The following is a 16964-nucleotide window of genomic DNA, read 5'->3' on the forward strand; positions in this document are numbered from 1 at the left end:
GTTCATCTGATTTTCTCCAAGGCGCTGCGGGCCTCTGTCAGCCTTGAGACCACCTCAAGAATGCGCGGTGTGCCGCAAATCCAGTCGCGGTCTGCCAGAATGGGCGCTGCGGGCGACGCCCCCAAACGCGCCAGCGCCGGATGGTCCAGAATATCCTCAGAGCGTGACTGCCCCGGATAGCGGTTGCCGCGGATCACCATATCGGGCGCGGCCATAATCAGCACCTCAAGCGGCAGGTTGCCACCGCGCAACAGCCCTGCCTCGGCGGCAACATTGCGAAACCCCGCCGCATCCAGAACCTTGCCAGAGAGCGTATTCAGCCCCGTGCTATAGCCATTCGCGTAATACATTGCTGCCAGCGGGCGCAACTCGTCGCCCGTAGGAGCCAAAGCCGCGCGATCCGCGTTGAACGCCTCGATCATCGCTTGCGCCTCGGCCTCACGGCCAAGCGCCGCGCCCATCCGCTCCAGATGTGCGGGAATATCGTCCAGCGAGGTCGCAGGCGCGAATTTGACCACCGGAACGCCAAGCCGCTCCAGCAGGCTGGTGGTTGCGCGCGCGGTATATTCGCCTGCCAGAACCAGATCGGGTTTGAGCAAAAACACCTCTTCCGCCAACCCGTAATTCGCCCGATAAGCGGCGGCCTCCTCGGCCATAACAGAGCTATGCGGATCGGCAGCGAGGTTCGACACCGACACCAACTGCCCCGGCGCCGCAAGCTGCATCGCCAGCAAATCGGTGCACAGGTTGATCGAAACCACCCGCTGCGGCTGATCGGCCGCAGCAGGCAAAGCGAGGCCCGCGACAAGCGCCAGCCCCGCGATTATGCGCTTAGAACGACGCACGAACCCCAACATAGAAGGCGCGGTCCGAGGTGCCGTAGCTGTCGTTGAGTTGATATTCGGTATCGAACAGGTTTTCGACGCGCAGATAGGCCTCTTTGTCGGCGTCGATCGCATAGGTCAGCATCGCATTCGCCACGGCGAATTCCCTAAGAGCATCAGGTCGATCCGCAACATATTGCACCGAAAGCATACCCGACACATCATCGGACATCTGCGCCTTCGCGTAAACCGACAGGTTGTGGCGTTCAACCGCCGACCAGCCGGTCGAGACCGAGCTGTCGGTGTAGGTGTAGTTGCCGCCCAGTTCGATCCGCTGGCTTAGCGCGTAGCTGCCCGCAAGTTCCAGCCCGCTGCGCCGCGATTTGCCCGAGATTTGACCATAGCTGCCGGAAGAGCGGTTCCAGCCGATCAGGTTGGTTGCTTCCAGCCAGAAGGCCGTGGCGCTGATGCTGCCCTTGTCGCCAAAGCTCTTTTCGATGCCCAGATCGGCCGTTTTCGATTCTTCGGGGGCGAGGCTCGTGTCGCCATAGGGGCCGTAAAGCTCATAAAGCGAGGGGGCACGGAAGCCGTTGCCAGCGGAGGCGCGCACCAAGAGGTCATCCGAGAAGCGGTATACTGCCGCGAGACGGCCCGAGTTGAAGGCGCCGAAATCGCTGTGGTGGTCATAGCGGGCCGAGGCGGTCACGTCGAACTGCGGCGTGATCGCATAGGTCAGTTCACTAAACAGGCTGTTCAGCTGCGTCGAGGCTCCATGCGCCTTTTCGCGCTCTGTCTCGGCACCGAAGACCAGACGCCCGTTCGCGCCCAGATCGGTTGCACCTTGATAGCGTAGCTTGCCGCGGGTCGAGTGGAAATCGTCGCACCAGCCGTTCGAGCAGCTGTCGCGGTTCATCTGATAGCGGCTCAGTTCGATCTTGTGGTCGATCCCGCCCGCCGAAATGTCGGCAAATGCGCGCAGGCCGTTGCTGTCGCGGATGGTGTAATCGTCGCCCGTGGTGCCATCGACGGGAACATAAGAACCTTTAACAGAATCATAAGCAGATTCGTCAAACGCACCGCGGCTATCCTCGACAAAGCCGGTCAGACCTAGCGTTACGCCCGGTGCGATAGAATGTTCGCCGTAGAAGCTCAGGCGGTTGGCGCGGTAGCCATCGGCCTCAAAGTTGCCGTCGTTTTCATCCGCAGCCGAGAATCCGTCGGTCATCATATGCGAATAGGTCAGTGCCACCTCGCCGGTTTCGGTTTTGGTGGCGAGCGAATAGCTGAGCTTGCGGGTGCGGTAGCTGCCAAGCTCGGCGGCGACGGATTGTTCGGTGCCGATGTCTTTGGCGCGCTTGGTGGTGATGTTGATCACACCGGCGACAGCCTGCGAGCCATAAAGGGCCGCGTTCGAACCCTTGAGGACCTCGATCCGGCTGATGTCAGCGGTGGTCAACCCACCGAAGTCGAACGACCCCTGCCCCGCAGCCGCGTCGCCTACGTCGATCCCATCGACAAGAACTGCGACGTATTGGCTTGGCGTGCCGCGCACATAAAGCGACCCGGTGGTGCCGATCGGGCCCGAGCTTGCCATCGACACACCGGGAATGCGCGACAGGTAATCGGCCACGCGGGTATCGCCCGCCTCTTGCAGATCCTGCTCGGTCACGACAGTCACGGTCGCGCCGGAACGTGCTTTCGCGGTCTCTTCAAGGTTCGCGGAAACAGTGATTTCGTCGAGGTTATAGACCTCTTGCGCGAAGGCGGGTGCGGCCATCACAAGGCCGGTGGTCGCCAGAAGGGCGGCGGTCAGGGTTTTCATTTGTCTTCCCTCAGGATGGGCCGAACAAGGCCCGAAGTAACAGAAAATCCGAGAGGGAAATCCCCCGCAGATGGTGGCTGTCACCACTGCGGACGAACCGCTGCCCATGCGCGCCCCGCGCCGGACAAGGGTGATCGCTGCGGTAGGTCTCCTGACTCGCGGGTCGTCGATCTGGCGCGCCTTCCCGGGCCGAAACCCAGTGGCCAAAAACGCCATCTCTCGCCGCTTACAGTTGCGGGGGCAGTCCCGGAATTACCCTTGGGGGTGCACCGGAGTTCCCTTGAACCGGCGAAGCCGCCGGAACCGAAGCTGGGCTGTGAATACCGTTACGGGGGGCGAAGCGTCAAGCGCGAAGGGCGACACAAGTCGCGCAGAAAACGTCAGTGCGCGCTGGTGGCGAGGAAAATCCAGATCGCGGTTTCGCTTGCAAGCTGGATCGCGCCCAGAACATCGCCCGTTTGCCCGCCAATCCGGCGGGTGGCGCTGTGGCCGATCACGATCATCGCAAGCCCCGCACCGATCAGGGCAAATGCGCCTGTGGTGCCTGCCAATATGACCAGAACGGCGCAGACAAGGGTGCCTGCGATCAGGCTGGCCTCGCCCTTCCCGGCCGCCATCCGGCCAAGCCCGTCGGCGCGCGCGGGCGGCATAAAGACCAGCGCCAAAAGCATCGCAAGGCGACTGCCGACGCCCGCAAGCAGAAATGCAGTGGCGCTGGCGACCTCGGAGATGCCAGCCGCCAAAAGCGCCGAAAACAGAATCAGCGCCAGCACGCCATAGCTGCCGATCCGGCTGTCGCGCATGATCTCTAGCGTGCGGGCGCGGTCAGAGCCGCCACCCCAGCCATCGGCGAAATCCGCCAGCCCGTCGAAATGCATCCCGCCGGTGGCCAGAGCCGTGGCCAACAGCGCCAGAATCGCCGCGATCACTGACGAGAGGCCGAACGTGACCGCAGCCGCGAAAACGCCCCAGCCAATGCCCCCGATCACAAGCCCGACCAGCGGAAAGGCCCATCGCGCCTTATCCATCGCAGGCACCGCGCCCGAAATCCGCCCGACCGGCAGCCGCGTCAGCAGCATCATCGCCAGTCGAAACTGATCGAAACGGGCGCGGGGCAGGCTCATGCGTCGGACACTCCGGCTTCGGCAAAGGTCGCCATGCCGTTGTGACATTCCAAAGCCGCGCGCAGCACACCAAGTGCGAGCGCTGCGCCAGACCCTTCACCAAGCGCCATGCGCATCGACAGGATCGGCTCTTTCTCCATCGCCGACAGCAGCTTCGCGTGCCCCGGTTCGGTGCTGACATGGCCCACGACGCAGTGGTCCAGAAGCGCCGGGTCGATGGCATAAAGCGGCGCCACGGCGGCGGTGCAGATGAACCCGTCAAGGATCACCGGAATACGGTTCGCGCGCGCCTCAAGCACCGCGCCACAAATCGCCGCCTGCTCGCGCCCGCCAAGAGTCGCCAGAATCGCGCCGCCCTTTGCGCCTGCGTGAAGCGCCACGCCTTTCGCGATCACCTGCGCTTTCAGCGCCTTGCCCGCCGCATCCGATCCGGTGCCACGGCCAACCCATTCAGCGGCCTCGCCACCAAAGCACGCCAGCGCCAAGGCGGCAGCCACGGTCGAATTGCCGATGCCCATCTCGCCCAGAACCAGAACCTGCGCGTCGTGCTGCACGGCTTCGGCGCCGCGGCGCATCGCGTCCAGCGTCTCTGCCTCGGTCATCGCGGGCGCGGTTGTGAAATCGGCGGTGGGGGTGTCCAGATCAAGCGCCACGACCGAAAGATCAGCTCCCGATGCGCGGCAAAGCTGGTTGATCGCCGCCCCGCCTGCGCTGAAATTCGCGACCATCTGCACGGTGACTTCTTGCGGATAAGGATTCACACCTTGCGCGCAAATCCCGTGGTTTCCGGCGAAAACAACGGCTTGCGCCTTGGTGATCTGCGGCTTTTCCACGCCCTGCCAGCCCGCCATGAACACAGCCAGATCCTCCAGCCGCCCCAGCGACCCCGGCGGCTTGGTCAGCGTGTTTTGACGCTCTTTCGCGCCTTCGATCGCGGCGGCATCCGCCACCGGCAACAGCTTGGCCAGCGGCAAAAGATCGGAGAGGGATTTCAGATCGACGAGAATGCTCATTGTGGTTTCACCTTGATTGGGTAGCCCGCGACACAAAGGTAAACCTCGTCACAGGCCTCCGCGACGGCCTGATTGAGCCAGCCTGCCGCGTCGCGGAAATCGCGGGCCAGCCTGTTTTCGGGAACGATACCTGCACCCACTTCATTCGTAACAAAAATCACCGGCGCTTTTTGCACCTTGAGTGCCGCTGTCAGCCGTGCGGCCTCGGCGCGCCAGTCGTTTTCTGCAAGCATCAGATTAGTCAGCCAGAGGGTCAGGCAATCCACAAGACGCGGCAAATTCCCGTCACTTTCCGACAAGGCACCCACAAGATCGAAGGGTTCCTGGATCGTGCGCCATTCCGGACCTCGCCGCGCCTGATGCTCGGCGATGCGCTGTTCCATCTCGTCGTCAAAGGCCTGAGCGGTCGCGATATAGACCGCGCCCTGCCCGCCTTGCAGCGCCAGACGTTCGGCAAGCGTGGATTTCCCCGAGCGCGCGCCACCTGTGATGAGTATCGACTTTTTCATAACCCCGTGACAAAGCAAAATCCGTTCGCGAAGGGAAGCGCCTAAATGCCAAATGCGCAAATGCCAGTTTTCGAAGGGCCGGAGCTTGTGCTGATCCGCCATGCGCCTGCCGATCATGGCGGTCGTTTGTGCGGGCGCACGGATGTGGGCGCGCTGCTGGATGGATGCGGTATTTCTGCTGCACAAGAATGGCTTACGGTCGTTTCTTCAATCACCACAAGCCCCGCCCTGCGCTGCCGCCAAACCGCCGCCGCGATTTGGCCCGCGAGGGGCGAAATGCCGCATGATGCGCGCCTGTGGGAGCAGGATTTTGGCGCGCAGGAGGGGATGTTTTTTCGCGATCTCCCCGATTTGGGGCTTTTGACCAATGCCGAACTGGCATCGGTTCGCCCGCCCGAAGGCGAAAGTTTCGCCGATCTTTGCGCCCGAACCCACCCTGCTTTGGCTGATTACGCAGCCCGCTCTCTGGCCGAGAATAGCCCCGTTTGTCTGGTCGTGCACGCAGGCGTCATCCGCGCGGCCCTCGCGCTGGCTTTGGGCGATGTCGCGGCGGGCCTCGCCTTCGAGGTCGCGCCGTTTTCCATGACCCGCCTGCGCGTTTTGCCCACGGGCGGGTTCAGCATCATCTGCACGAACAGGGGCTTCGCGTGACGGTCCGCGTGGCAGGCCATTTCGGCGAGTGGCTTCAGGGGCGTATGGGGCCATCGGGGCCGGTAGCGCTTGTCACGCTCGCCTGCCCTGCCCTTTGCGCGCACGCGACGGCCGGGGACGAGTCGCCGGATCTTGACCCGTTCTTTGCCGCATTAGGGGTCGCTCCTGTCACCGCGTGCATCACCCTTGATATGCCGCTTGGCGCAGGTGCCGGAGCCTCGACCGCGACGCTGGTCGCGCTGGCGCGTCTGGCCGGATACGCTGGCCCGCCCGAGCGATTGGCGCGCGCATGTCTGGCGACTGAAGGGGCGAGCGACCCGCTGATGTTCGACGCGCCCGATAGCCTTTTGTGGGCCTCGCGCGAGGGGCGTATTCTGGACCACCTCTTGCCGCCGCCTGCCTGCGAAATCGTCGGTGGCTATTGGGGGTCGCCTGTCCCGACTGACCCGCGCAATACCGATTTCGACGACATTTCCGATCTCGCGGCCGCGTGGAAAACTGCCGTTGCGGCGCATGATCTGGTGAGTTGCGCGCGGGTCGCCACCGAATCCGCATCTCGCGCGGCGCGCCGCGATCACGCGCCTGATCCGATGGCGGCACTCTGCGCTGATCTTGGTGCCCTTGGCATCGTGCGCGCCCATACCGGATCGGCGCGCGGGCTTGTCTTTGCCAAAGGCGCCGCGCCCCCGCGCGCCATCGCCGCGCTGACCGACGCGGGGCTGACCGGCGTCCTGCAATTTAAGACCGGAGTTTCCCCATGAGTTTCGCCGCGATCATGTTGGGCGGGTTGCTGATCGACGCCGCAATCGGCTGGCCGGACGCGGTTTTCGCGCGGATCGGGCATCCGGTGACATGGCTTGGCCGACTGATTTCGGCGTGCGAGCGCAGGCTGAACAAAGGCACCCGCGCGCGTCGCCTGATCTCTGGCGCTGCGACGGTTGCCATTGTCGTTCTGGCCGCCGCCTTACCCGCGTGGGCGATCCAGTCGCTTTTGCCTGACGGTTGGGCGGGCCTTGTGCTGGCCTCTATTCTGGCGTGGCCACTGATTGCCGCGCGCGCGATGTATACCCATGTCGCCGCCGTCGCCCGCCCGCTCTCGCAGGGCGATCTGGAGAGCGCGCGGCTTGCGGTCTCGATGATCGTCGGGCGCGATCCGCAGCATTTACAAGAGCCGGGCGTAGCGCGCGCCGCGATCGAGAGCCTTGCCGAGAACACTTCGGACGGGATTATTGCACCCCTGTTCTGGGGGGGCGTCGCGGGGCTTCCGGGAATCGCGGCCTATAAGGCGATCAACACGATGGATTCGATGATCGGCCACCGGAACGACCGATACGAGGCATTCGGCAAAGCGGCTGCGCGACTGGACGATCTGGTAAACCTGCTGCCCGCGCGGGCAAGCGGGCTGCTTTTCGCGCTGGCTTCTGGCGTGGGCCTGCGCCGCGCGGTTCGCACGATTTTGCGCGACGCGCGCGCGCATCGCTCGCCCAATGCGGGATGGCCCGAAGGCGCGATGGCGGGGGCGCTGAATATCCGTCTTTCCGGCCCGCGCATCTACGACACCGGCATTTCGCCCGAACCTTGGCTGAACGAAGGCGCACCCGATCCCACGCCCGAAACCCTGACCGCCGCGCTGCGCCTGTATTTGCGTGCACTGGCGATAACTGCCCTTGCCTTGGCGGGGCTTGCACTGGTTTAACCCATCCCATGACAAACGCGTCTTCCCCTCGTGACCACGGCGGCAATCTGGATGCCGCAATCCTTCGCTTTGGCGGTGCGCCCGAAGATTGGGTGGACCTGTCCACGGGGATCAATGCGCAGCCCTACCCCGTGCCGGACATTCCCGCCGACCGCTGGAACGCCCTGCCTCGAAAATCGGATATGGCGGCGCTGTGTCAGGCGGCGCAGGTGGCTTATCGCACGAATGCACCGGTAGTTGCGCTTGCGGGAGCGCAAGGCGCAATCCAGATCGTCCCCTACCTGCGCCCGCTTGGTGAGGCGCGCGTTCTGACCCCGACCTATAACGAGCACGCAGGCGCACTGCGCGCGGCTGGCTGGCGCGTGACCGAGGTCTCGCATCCCGATGCCCTGCGCGGCGCGGATGTCGCGATTGTGGTGAACCCGAACAACCCCGACGGCGCCAGCTATCCGCCTGATTTCCTGGCGGATCTGGCGCAAGACGTTGGTCTATTGGTCGTGGATGAGAGCTTTGGCGACCCGACGCCCGAGCTTTCGCTTGCGCCGCGATTGGACCGCCTGCCCGAGAATGTCCTTTTGCTGCGCTCCTTTGGCAAGTTCTACGGGCTGGCGGGGCTACGCCTTGGCTTTGCGCTTGCTCATCCTGCACTGGCCGCGCGGATTGCGGCGATGGCGGGACCGTGGCCCGTCTGTGGCCCCGCGATCGAGATCGCGATTGCCGCGTTAAATGATCAGGATTGGCAGACGGAAACGATAGCCCGACTGAGCGCCGAGGCCGCGCGACTTGATGCTCTTGCTGCCCGCGCGGGGTGGCAGTTGGTTGGCGGCACGGTTCTGTTTCGCACCTATGCCGCGCCGGACGCGACGGAGGCGCAAAACCAACTCGCCCGCGCGCATATCTGGACGCGGATTTTTCCCTATTCGGCCAAGTGGATACGGCTTGGTCTGCCCGGCACGTCTGAGGCTTGGGCGCGGCTGGAGGCCGCGCTAGCGCGCTAGCCCCAGCATCCCCGCGACGTCGCAATGCGTCTCAAGATGTGCGGCGAGCGCATCCAGCGTCTCGTCAACGCCCGCCTCATAGCTGGTGCCGGAACTTTCAACACCAAGCCCATTCAGCCAGGCGCGGCGGAAGCTGTCATCCGCGAACATCCCGTGCAGATAGCTGCCCGCGACGCGCCCGTCACCCGAGATCGCACCTTCGGCCTCGCCCTTGATAAAGGCAAAGGGGCGCGCGCGGTCAGCCCCTTCCGAACGTCCGATGTGAATCTCATAGCCCGAAAACCCCGCGCCTGTGGCGGCATGGGTCGCGCGCACCTCGGTCAGGCGCTTGTCGCCGGTCATCACGGTTTCAACCTGCAAAAGCCCTAGGCCCTCGGTCGTTCCGGCCGGCCCTTCAATCCCGTCCGGGTCGGAAATACGGGTGCCAAGCATTTGATAACCACCGCAAATCCCCAAGATCCGCCCGCCGCGCCGATGATGTGACAAAAGGTCGATGTCCCAGCCCTGTTCGCGCAGGAACGCCAGATCGCCACGCGTGGATTTGGTGCCAGGGATTACCACAAGGTCAGCATCCGCCGGGATCGCTCGCCCCGGCCCGAGCATGGTCACGCGCACGTCCGGCTCTTGGCCAAGCGGGTCCAGATCGTCGAAATTCGCAATCCGCGACAGGCACAGGCACACGATATGGAACCCCGCCTCCTTGCGCGGCGTGCCCAGATCGACGGCATCCTCGGCGGGCAGTTTCCATGCATCGCGAAACCAAGGCGCAATCCCGAAACCCTGCCAGCCCGTGTGATCCGCGATCATCTGATAACCGTCTTCGAACAGACGAACATCGCCTCGGAACTTATTGACCAAGAACCCTTTTATCATTTCGGTGTCGTCATGGTCGAGCACTGCCTGCGAGCCGACAATCTGCGCAATCACGCCACCCCGATCAATATCGCCCACCAGAATAACGGGGCAATCAACCGCACGGGCAAAGCCCATATTGGCAATATCGTTCTTGCGCAGGTTGACCTCGGCGGGGCTTCCGGCGCCCTCGACAATCACCAGATCATAGGTCGAAGCCAGCCGGTGATAGCTTTCCAGAACCGCCTCCATCAGACGCGGCTTCAGCGCGGCATAATCTGCCGCCGCGGTCGAGGTCAGCCGCCGCCCCTGCACCACGACCTGCGCGCCGATGTCTGTTTCGGGCTTTAGAAGAACGGGGTTCATATCCGTGTGCGGGCGCAGGCCACAGGCCCAAGCCTGCAAGGCCTGCGCGCGGCCAATCTCGCCCCCGTCTTCGGTGACGGCTGCGTTATTCGACATATTCTGCGGCTTGAACGGCGCGACCTTTAACCCGCGCCGGAGTGCTGCACGGCACAGGCCCGCCACCAGCATCGACTTGCCGACATTCGAGCCCGTCCCTTGCAGCATGATCGCTGGCATCAGAATTCGACCCCGCGCTGCGCCTTGACGCCATCGCTGAACGGATGCTTGACCAGCGTCATCTCGGTGACCAGATCGGCCGCCTCAAGCAGTTCCGGCTTGGCGTTGCGCCCGGTCAGGCAGACATGGGTCATGTAGGGTTTCTCGGCCAGCAGGAAGCCGACCACCTCGTCAATATCCAGATAGTCGTAGCGCAGCGCGATATTGATCTCGTCCAGCAGCACAAACTGGTATTTCGGATCACGGATGATCACTTTCGCCTGCTCCCATCCGGCGCGGGCGGCAGCGATGTCGCGCTCGCGGTCCTGCGTCTCCCAGGTGAAGCCTTCGCCCGAAATCACAAAGCGGCACTCCTCGGCAAACCGCTCTTTCAAAAAGCGCGCCTCGCCGGTGATCCAGTTGCCCTTGATGAACTGCACAACCGCGCAGGGCATCCCGTGCCCGATGCAGCGCATCACCATGCCAAAGCCCGACGAGGATTTGCCCTTACCGTTGCCGGTATGGACCATAATCAGGCCTTTTTCCTCGGTCTTGGTGGCCATGATCTTGTCGCGCGCCGCTTTGATCTTCTTCATCTTTTCGCGGTGGCGCTCGTTGATGTCGGTCATCTGGACATTCCTGTTCTGCGGTTTCCCGCAGAGATTTGGCACGGGTTCTGCGGGCTGTAAACGCTTGGCGCGACAGATTGCGCACAATCAGCGGCGCGGGCCGAACAGAAAGGCGGCAAGGGCGGCGGGCGGGATCGGTTTGGCCATGATCTCGACCTTGGCGGCCTTGGCGCGGATGCCGGTTTCCTCGGAGCGATCCGCCGTGACCAGACGCAGCGGCAGATCGGCGCCAAGCCGCTCGCGCAGCGCATAAATCAGGTCAAGCCCGTCCATCCCTTCGCCCAGTTGATAGTCGATCAGGCAGATGTCGGGTTCGACGCCGGTCGCCTCCAGCAACTCGATCGCTTCTTCGCCCGAGCCGACATCGAGCACCGTCACCCCCCATTTTTCAAGAAGTTGTGTCATGGCTCGGGACAGTTCGGCGTCGTTTTCGACCAGCAGCACAAGCAGGTCGCGCGCTGTGTCGATATAATGGCGTTCGCCGCTTTGGATGTCCTCGGCGCTGCTGGTGGCCTCGATCGCAGGTCGCAGCCCGACGGCAAAGGTCGTGCCCCTCCCCGGTTTGGAACGCAGCTCAAGCGGATGTCCCAGAAGCGAGGCCGCGCGTTCCACAATCGCCAGCCCCAGCCCCATCCCCTCCGAGGCCGAAGCCTTCGCGTGCAGCCGGTGAAACTCGCGGAAGATTGCCTCCTGGTCGTCTTCGGCAATCCCCGGACCCGAGTCGCGCACCTCGACCACCCAAAGCGCACCGCGCCGCCGTAACCCCACGAAAACGCGGCCCGTATCAGTGTAGCGGATCGCGTTCGAGATCAGGTTTTGCAAGATCCGTCGCAGATAGGCACTATCGGAAAACACCACCGCCGAAACGGGCCGGATAATCAGCTCGATCCCCTTGCGGTTGGCCATTGGGCTGAACTCGTCGCGCAGCCGCTCGAACAACGGGCCAAGCGGAACCGGCCCCATATTCACCGTCGCATTGCCGGATTCGAGGCGCGAAATATCCAGAAGCGCGCCAAGGATGCCCTCGACCGAGCCAAGCGCGCTTTGCACCTTGTCAAGCGTGCGCAGTGCCAGATCGCTCTGGCTCTCGTCAAACAGCGAGGCGAGATAGAGCTTTGCCGCAGACAGCGGTTGCAGCAGGTCGTGGCTCGCCGCCGCGACAAAGCGCGAGCGAGACGCATTCGCACGTTCGGCCCGAGTCAGCGCGTCCTCAAGCTCCAGCGTGCGCTCCATCACCCGCGCTTCCAGCGTTTCGTTCGTGCGGCTGAGTTCCGCCAGCATCTGGCGCTCGGCCGAGACATCATCAAGCGACATCACGAAGCCCCCGTCGGGCAATTCCTGCGCAAAAAGTTCGATGATCTGTGCGCCGCCCTCGCGCGTCACCTCCATCGTGAAGCTGTCGACACGCCGGACCGAGCGCACCCAATCGGCCAGCCGATAGGCGCTCAGCCCGTGGGGAAAGACGAACTGGTCGCGGATCTGTTCGAGCAGGTGATCGAAATGCATCCCGTGGCGCAGGCGCGTGCGTGGAAGCGTCAGAAACTCCCCCAACCGTTCGTTCCAGCCCAAGAGCTGCAATCGCGCGTCAAAGATGCAGACCCCAAGGCGCAGATGTTCCAGCGTCGCGCGCAATATCTGCGCCTGATCGTGCAACATCCGCCCGCGTTCCTCGCGTTCGGCGCGGATCAGATCGGTGACCTCGGTTTGCAAGATCACCGTGCCGCCGTCGCGGGTGCGGTGTTCAGAGACCTGAACCCAGCGATCCTCGCCCATGCGTTGCGTCAGGATGAAATGGTGCTCTTTGTGGCGGCGCAGACGCATCTCCATCCAGTCCGCCGGAGCCATCCCCTGCGCCATCCCCAGATAGGCCGAATGGCTGGCGAGTTTCAGATAGTCCACGAATTCGAGGCCCGGCTGGAGGTGGCTGCGAATGTCGGGCAACAGCGCGTTGAAGCGCGAATTGCACATCACCAGCACGTCGTTGGCGTCAAAAAGCGCAAACCCCTCTTGCACGGTCTCGATGGCGGAGGCGAGGTTTTGCCGTGCGGTCTCGATCTCGCGGTTGGCATCCGCCAGCCGCGCGTTCGAGATGTTCAGCAGGTCCAGCGCGCGTTCCAGATCGCGGGTGCGGGCGCGGACCTGATCTTCCAGCATCGCGGCGCGCTGGAATTGGGCATAGGCCGCGCCACGATCCTCGGTGGTTTCCTCGGAGTGGCGGATCAGCACCTCGGCGATGCGCAACAACTTGGCGTTCTGGCGCTCCAGCGTGTCCTCGCGACCAATCAGCGCTTGCAGGCTTGGCGGCAGGGTGTTCGGGCGATCTGGCTCCATCAATTGCCCTCCGGCGGGAAGAAGGCGACGCCGGTCATCGTCTGGTTTACATGCATCGCGCCGATCTGCTCGCCAAAGGTCGAGAAACCGGCAACGTTGTGGCGGGCAAGGATGCGCGAGACTTCAGATACCTTCTGGCGACCCTCGGCCTCGATCCGGCGGAAGAAGCAGTCAAACCCCAGAATGGCGCTCGGGTTGCGGCGGCGAGCCAGCTCGGCCAGTTCCTGTTCCAGATGCCCCGCGATGTCCTCGGTCGCGCCAAGCGTCAGCACCAGCCCCTCGGTGATCGCGCCAAAGAACACGAGCGAATTGTCCGGTCCGACGCCCTGAATCGCGCGCACATAATAGCGCCCGCCCACCCGCACCAGCACAGGATGCGCGGCAAAGACATAGGGCGAGAGGTCATCGGGCGTCAGCCCCAGAAGGCGCGCGTATTCCACGGCTGCCGGTTCGTCGTTGATCTCAAGCACCATCCGGTGTTCGGGGTCGGCACGCGTGACAACCATGCGGGCCTCGGTCGGGCGGCTGTGATCAAGCGAGAAGGTGCGAAACTCGCATACCCCGCGTAAAAGGCATAAAACGGCGGCCTTTTCCAGCAAGCGCCCTTCGGCAAAGAGAACGGTTTCGGTGGCGCCCGTCACCACGCCCGCCGAGCCCCCGACTATCGGCACGGCACCAAGCCCGCCCGAAAGCGCCGCGACCAGCGCGTCCTCTTGCCCTGACAGCCCGTCGACCATCAGCACCGCAAGTTCGTTGATGCGCGCTTCGGCACGCCGCGACAGAGACTGGCGCGCGCGCAGCAACTCGCCAATCACGCTGCGGGTATCAAGCTGGTCGATATGTTCGAAGACCAGAACTTCGGCATCGAAGCCACGGTTTGGAAAAGCAAAAGCGACGACCTTTCCCATGTCATAGCCGGTCGCGGTGATCTCTCCGGCGGTCGAACAGCCGCAGATCGGCGTGCGCGGGAAGGCCTGCCCGAGTGTCGCGACAAGCGCGGGCAGATCGGCCTCGAGGCTGGCAAATACAAGGATCAGCGCGTGCGGCCCCTGCCCCAAGGCCTTGGCCAGCGCTTCCGCGGGCGCGGTCACATGGGCCGAAACCGAAGCTGACACAGGGCACCCTTGTGTGCGCCCGTTGCTTGCCATACCTGTTTGGTCTGTCTGTGTCATGCGCGCCTCCCCCTTTGCCAGAGGTTAGCCGTCCCGCCAGCTTTCTGGCAATGGCCCCATCGCCTGCGCCTCGCGCGCGATCAGAACGGCCTGCGTGCGCGAATAGACGCCGAGCTTGCGCATGATCGCGGTGACATGGGCTTTGACCGTGGTCTCGGCAATCGACAGGTCATAGGCGATCTGCTTGTTCATCTTGCCTTCGCAGATCTGCTCAAGGATTTTTGCCTGCTGGCGGGTCAGTTGCGACAGGCGCCGGATCGCCTCGTCCTGCGGCGTCATGCCGTTGCCCTCGGCCAGCGTATCGCCATTGGATTCAGGCACGAAAATCTCGCCGCGCGCGATGGCGGCGAATGCGGTGCGGAACAGCTCGCGGCGCGAATGTTTGGGCACGAAACCGGCGGCACCCGCAAGAATGGCCGAGCGGATCACGCGCGGCTCGTCGATCGAGGAGACCACGACGATCGGCAGCGCGGGCGCGGTCTGTTTCAGCCGGATCAGCCCCTCCAGCCCGTTCACATCGGGCAGGTTCAGATCGAGAATAATCACATCTGGTGCTGCGCCCTCTTCGATCAGCTCGATCGCGCGGCCCAGACGGTCGGCATGATCCACCTGCTCGATCCCTGCGACCACCTGAAGCGTCATCGCCAACGCGTCACAAAACAGCGGGTGATCCTCGACGATCATCGCCCGGTTGAATTCCGCTTTCGCGCCCTTGACGGGGAAATGATCCTGCATGGTTTCCCTCCTGTTCGACCTTATCCCAAACCTATCAAGCGCGGGCGGGTTGGGTAACTGTCCAAAGGTCTAATCCCCTTGCGGGCAAGTCTGACGCGAAAACGCGTGCCGATCAAGAAATGCGAAAGGCGCGAGGGTTTCCCCCCGCGCCTTTTGTGCGTTGTGTCGATTGCTTAGTTCGAGGCCAGCTTGCGCGGCAGGCGGAAGGTCCAGACGGTCGCGCCCTGATTGAGGTAGTTGACCTTTTTGGCCACTTCGCCACCCCAAAGCGGAACCGCGCCGCCCCAGCCCGAAATCACCGAGACATATTGCTCGCCGTCCTGTTCCCAGGTGACGGGCTGGCCGACGATCCCCGAGCCGGTCTGGAACGACCAGAGCTTTTCGCCCGTTTCGTCGTCAAAGGCGATGAATTCGCCCTCGGGGGTGCCGGTGAAGACCAGACCGCCCGCGGTGCTCATCACGCCGCCCCAGAGCGGTGCTTCGTTCTTGAACTCCCATTTCACCTCGCCGGTGGTGGGTTCGATCGCCTTCAGAGAGCCAATGTAATCTTCGAACAGCGGCTTGATGGTAAAGCCCGCGCCAAGGTAGGCCGCGCCCTTCTTGTAGCTGATCGGCTCGTTCCAGATGTCCATGCCCCATTCGTTCGAAGGCACATAGAAAAGGCCGGTCTTCTGGCTATGCGCCATCGGCATCCAGTTCTTGCCACCAAGGAACGAGGGCACCGCAAAGACCTGCTGGCCTTTGCCGCCTTCGGCCGCTGCGTCGGGCGCGCCGGGACGGTTGTCCTCGTTATAGATCGGGCGGCCGTTTTCGTCGATGCCCGAGGCCCAGCTGATGTTCTTCACGAAAGGATGGGCGGTGACAAATTTGCCGTCCTCGCGGTTGAGAACATAGAAGAAGCCGTTGCGGTCGGCGGTGGCGAAACGCTTGTTGCCGTCTTTGTCGACGTAGGCCACAACCTCGTTCACGCCGTCAAAGTCCCAGCCTTCGCGGGGCGTGGTCTGGAAATGCCATTTGATCTCGCCGGTGGCTGGGTCGATGCCAAGGCGCGAGGCGGCATAAAGGTTGTCGCCTTTGTTGCCTTCGACCGGCGTGCCTGCGTTGCGCAGGTGGCTGTTCCACGGTGCCGGGTTGCCCGCGCCAAAGACCAGCGTATCGGTGTCGGCGTCATAGGAGCCACCAAGCCAGGTCGCCCCGCCGCCCGTCTTCCACAAATCCCCCGGCCAGGTCGCGTTCAGCGTGCCGGTCATTGTGCTTTCCTGACCGTTGAGCGTGCCCATGTGGCCCTCGATCACCGGACGCGTCCAGACCAGATCGCCGGTTTCCGCGTTGCGCGCCTGAACCTCGCCCACGATGCCGAATTCACCACCCGAGTTGCCGGTGATGACAAGCCCGTTCACGATCAAAGGCGCCGCCGTGTAGGAATAGCCCTCTTTGTAATTGGCGATCTTCTTGTTCCATTTTACGTCGCCAGTCTTCAGGTCGAGCGCGACGATACGCGCGTCCAGCGTGCCGAAATAGATGTTGTCGCCATAGATCGCGCCGCCGCGGTTGATCACGTCACAGCACGGCAGGATGCCTTCGGGCAGACGCGCGTCGTACTGCCACAGCTCTTTGCCGGTTTTCAGGTCGATCGCGAACAGGCGCGAATAAGAACCGGTGATATACATCACGCCATCATAGACGAGCGGCTGGCTTTCCTGCCCGCGCTGCTTTTCGCCCCCAAGCGAGAAGGCCCATGCCGGCACGAGGTTCTCGACGTTGTCCTTGTTCAGGATGTCCAGCGGGCTGAAACGCTGCAAATTGCGGCCCATGCCGTTGGTCAGAATATTGTCGGTGCTTTGCTGATCGTTGAGCAGATCCTGCTCGGTCACACCCGCCTGAGCCGAGCCCAGACAAGTCAGCGCCACCACGGTGGCAAGGATGAATCGGTTCATCAGTTAGTCCTCCCCTTAACTGCCGCCCTTCGCATCGCGCATCGGCCTGCGGGGCGTCACGAACAAGTATCGACGGGGAAGTTGCGGCGTATATTGTCCATTGGTCTTAC

General features: G+C 63.3%; 15 protein-coding genes and 1 riboswitch. Of the genes, 4 read left to right on the forward strand and 11 right to left on the reverse strand.

Translation table 11 applies throughout. The annotated features are described in order from the left end of the window. Window positions 1-2: 2 nt before the first annotated feature. The 5 genes from RYZ20_RS02270 to cobU form a co-directional block, all read right to left on the reverse strand. On the reverse strand, window positions 3-845 hold the full coding sequence (locus RYZ20_RS02270) for an ABC transporter substrate-binding protein (RefSeq protein WP_317670248.1): 843 nt from the start codon (window positions 843-845) through the stop codon (window positions 3-5). After that, window positions 832-2646, reverse strand: a complete 1815-nt coding sequence (locus tag RYZ20_RS02275; protein ID WP_317670249.1) for a TonB-dependent receptor plug domain-containing protein — start codon at window positions 2644-2646, stop codon at window positions 832-834. Before RYZ20_RS02275 ends, RYZ20_RS02270 begins: the two co-directional genes overlap by 14 nt. Before the next feature lie 124 nt (window positions 2647-2770). After that, a riboswitch (cobalamin riboswitch) is annotated at window positions 2771-2969 on the reverse strand. Between the two features lie 57 nt (window positions 2970-3026). Next, window positions 3027-3770 (reverse strand): adenosylcobinamide-GDP ribazoletransferase, encoded by a 744-nt coding sequence (gene cobS / locus RYZ20_RS02280; RefSeq protein ID WP_317670250.1) that lies wholly within the window; start codon window positions 3768-3770, stop codon window positions 3027-3029. Beyond that, window positions 3767-4783 (reverse strand): nicotinate-nucleotide--dimethylbenzimidazole phosphoribosyltransferase, encoded by a 1017-nt coding sequence (gene cobT, locus RYZ20_RS02285; protein ID WP_317670251.1) that lies wholly within the window; start codon window positions 4781-4783, stop codon window positions 3767-3769. Before cobT ends, cobS begins: the two co-directional genes overlap by 4 nt. Continuing rightward, entirely contained in the window at window positions 4780-5292 is a 513-nt protein-coding gene (cobU, locus tag RYZ20_RS02290) for a bifunctional adenosylcobinamide kinase/adenosylcobinamide-phosphate guanylyltransferase (RefSeq protein WP_317670252.1), read from the reverse strand. The genes cobT and cobU overlap by 4 nt, the downstream gene beginning before the upstream one ends. Before the next feature lie 60 nt (window positions 5293-5352). On the opposite strand from cobU, the gene RYZ20_RS02295 reads away from it, so the two are divergent. Genes RYZ20_RS02295 through cobD form a run of 4 tightly spaced genes read left to right on the forward strand, consistent with a single transcriptional unit; the run spans window position 5353 to window position 8637 of the window. Continuing rightward, window positions 5353-5943 (forward strand): histidine phosphatase family protein, encoded by a 591-nt coding sequence (locus RYZ20_RS02295; RefSeq protein WP_317670253.1) that lies wholly within the window; start codon window positions 5353-5355, stop codon window positions 5941-5943. Then, window positions 5940-6704, forward strand: coding sequence for a propanediol utilization protein (locus RYZ20_RS02300; RefSeq protein WP_317670254.1), 765 nt, complete (start codon window positions 5940-5942; stop codon window positions 6702-6704). Before RYZ20_RS02295 ends, RYZ20_RS02300 begins: the two co-directional genes overlap by 4 nt. After that, window positions 6701-7639: an adenosylcobinamide-phosphate synthase CbiB gene (gene cbiB, locus RYZ20_RS02305; RefSeq protein WP_317670255.1), complete on the forward strand. Its 939-nt coding sequence runs from the start codon at window positions 6701-6703 to the stop codon at window positions 7637-7639. Before RYZ20_RS02300 ends, cbiB begins: the two co-directional genes overlap by 4 nt. A gap of 8 nt (window positions 7640-7647) precedes the next feature. Beyond that, complete coding sequence (cobD, locus tag RYZ20_RS02310) at window positions 7648-8637, forward strand: threonine-phosphate decarboxylase CobD (protein WP_317670256.1); 990 nt, start codon at window positions 7648-7650, stop codon at window positions 8635-8637. Here the strand turns inward: cobD and RYZ20_RS02315 are convergent. The 6 genes from RYZ20_RS02315 to RYZ20_RS02340 form a co-directional block, all read right to left on the reverse strand. Next, entirely contained in the window at window positions 8626-10071 is a 1446-nt protein-coding gene (locus tag RYZ20_RS02315) for a cobyric acid synthase (RefSeq protein ID WP_317670257.1), read from the reverse strand. The two genes, cobD and RYZ20_RS02315, sit on opposite strands and share 12 nt — an antisense overlap. After that, complete coding sequence (gene cobO / locus RYZ20_RS02320) at window positions 10071-10679, reverse strand: cob(I)yrinic acid a,c-diamide adenosyltransferase (protein ID WP_317670258.1); 609 nt, start codon at window positions 10677-10679, stop codon at window positions 10071-10073. The genes RYZ20_RS02315 and cobO overlap by 1 nt, the downstream gene beginning before the upstream one ends. 87 nt (window positions 10680-10766) lie before the next feature. Then, complete coding sequence (locus RYZ20_RS02325) at window positions 10767-13010, reverse strand: PAS-domain containing protein (RefSeq protein ID WP_317670259.1); 2244 nt, start codon at window positions 13008-13010, stop codon at window positions 10767-10769. Further along, complete coding sequence (locus tag RYZ20_RS02330; RefSeq protein ID WP_317670260.1) at window positions 13010-14182, reverse strand: FIST signal transduction protein; 1173 nt, start codon at window positions 14180-14182, stop codon at window positions 13010-13012. Before RYZ20_RS02330 ends, RYZ20_RS02325 begins: the two co-directional genes overlap by 1 nt. A 24-nt stretch (window positions 14183-14206) precedes the next feature. After that, window positions 14207-14917: a response regulator gene (locus RYZ20_RS02335; protein WP_317670261.1), complete on the reverse strand. Its 711-nt coding sequence runs from the start codon at window positions 14915-14917 to the stop codon at window positions 14207-14209. 173 nt (window positions 14918-15090) lie between these two features. Beyond that, a complete protein-coding gene (locus RYZ20_RS02340) occupies window positions 15091-16854 on the reverse strand; it encodes a PQQ-dependent methanol/ethanol family dehydrogenase (protein WP_317670262.1) in 1764 nt (587 codons plus the stop codon). Between the last annotated feature and the right edge of the window lie 110 nt (window positions 16855-16964).

Source organism: Pseudothioclava alba, assembly GCF_033100795.1.
In the GTDB taxonomy this organism is placed as follows: Bacteria; Pseudomonadota; Alphaproteobacteria; order Rhodobacterales; family Rhodobacteraceae; genus Pseudothioclava.

Bases quoted from the DNA above. Each gene is read 5' to 3' on its own strand.
- RYZ20_RS02275 (WP_317670249.1), bottom strand. From the start codon at position 2,646: ATGAAAACCCTGACCGCCGCCCTTCTGGCGACCACCGGCCTTGTGATG.
- cobS (WP_317670250.1), bottom strand. From the start codon at position 3,770: ATGAGCCTGCCCCGCGCCCGTTTCGATCAGTTTCGACTGGCGATGATG.
- cobT (WP_317670251.1), bottom strand. From the start codon at position 4,783: ATGAGCATTCTCGTCGATCTGAAATCCCTCTCCGATCTTTTGCCGCTG.
- cobU (WP_317670252.1), bottom strand. From the start codon at position 5,292: ATGAAAAAGTCGATACTCATCACAGGTGGCGCGCGCTCGGGGAAATCC.
- RYZ20_RS02295 (WP_317670253.1), top strand. From the start codon at position 5,353: ATGCCAGTTTTCGAAGGGCCGGAGCTTGTGCTGATCCGCCATGCGCCT.
- cbiB (WP_317670255.1), top strand. From the start codon at position 6,701: ATGAGTTTCGCCGCGATCATGTTGGGCGGGTTGCTGATCGACGCCGCA.
- cobD (WP_317670256.1), top strand. From the start codon at position 7,648: ATGACAAACGCGTCTTCCCCTCGTGACCACGGCGGCAATCTGGATGCC.
- RYZ20_RS02315 (WP_317670257.1), bottom strand. From the start codon at position 10,071: ATGCCAGCGATCATGCTGCAAGGGACGGGCTCGAATGTCGGCAAGTCG.
- cobO (WP_317670258.1), bottom strand. From the start codon at position 10,679: ATGACCGACATCAACGAGCGCCACCGCGAAAAGATGAAGAAGATCAAA.
- RYZ20_RS02325 (WP_317670259.1), bottom strand. From the start codon at position 13,010: ATGGAGCCAGATCGCCCGAACACCCTGCCGCCAAGCCTGCAAGCGCTG.
- RYZ20_RS02330 (WP_317670260.1), bottom strand. From the start codon at position 14,182: ATGACACAGACAGACCAAACAGGTATGGCAAGCAACGGGCGCACACAA.
- RYZ20_RS02335 (WP_317670261.1), bottom strand. From the start codon at position 14,917: ATGCAGGATCATTTCCCCGTCAAGGGCGCGAAAGCGGAATTCAACCGG.
- RYZ20_RS02340 (WP_317670262.1), bottom strand. From the start codon at position 16,854: ATGAACCGATTCATCCTTGCCACCGTGGTGGCGCTGACTTGTCTGGGC.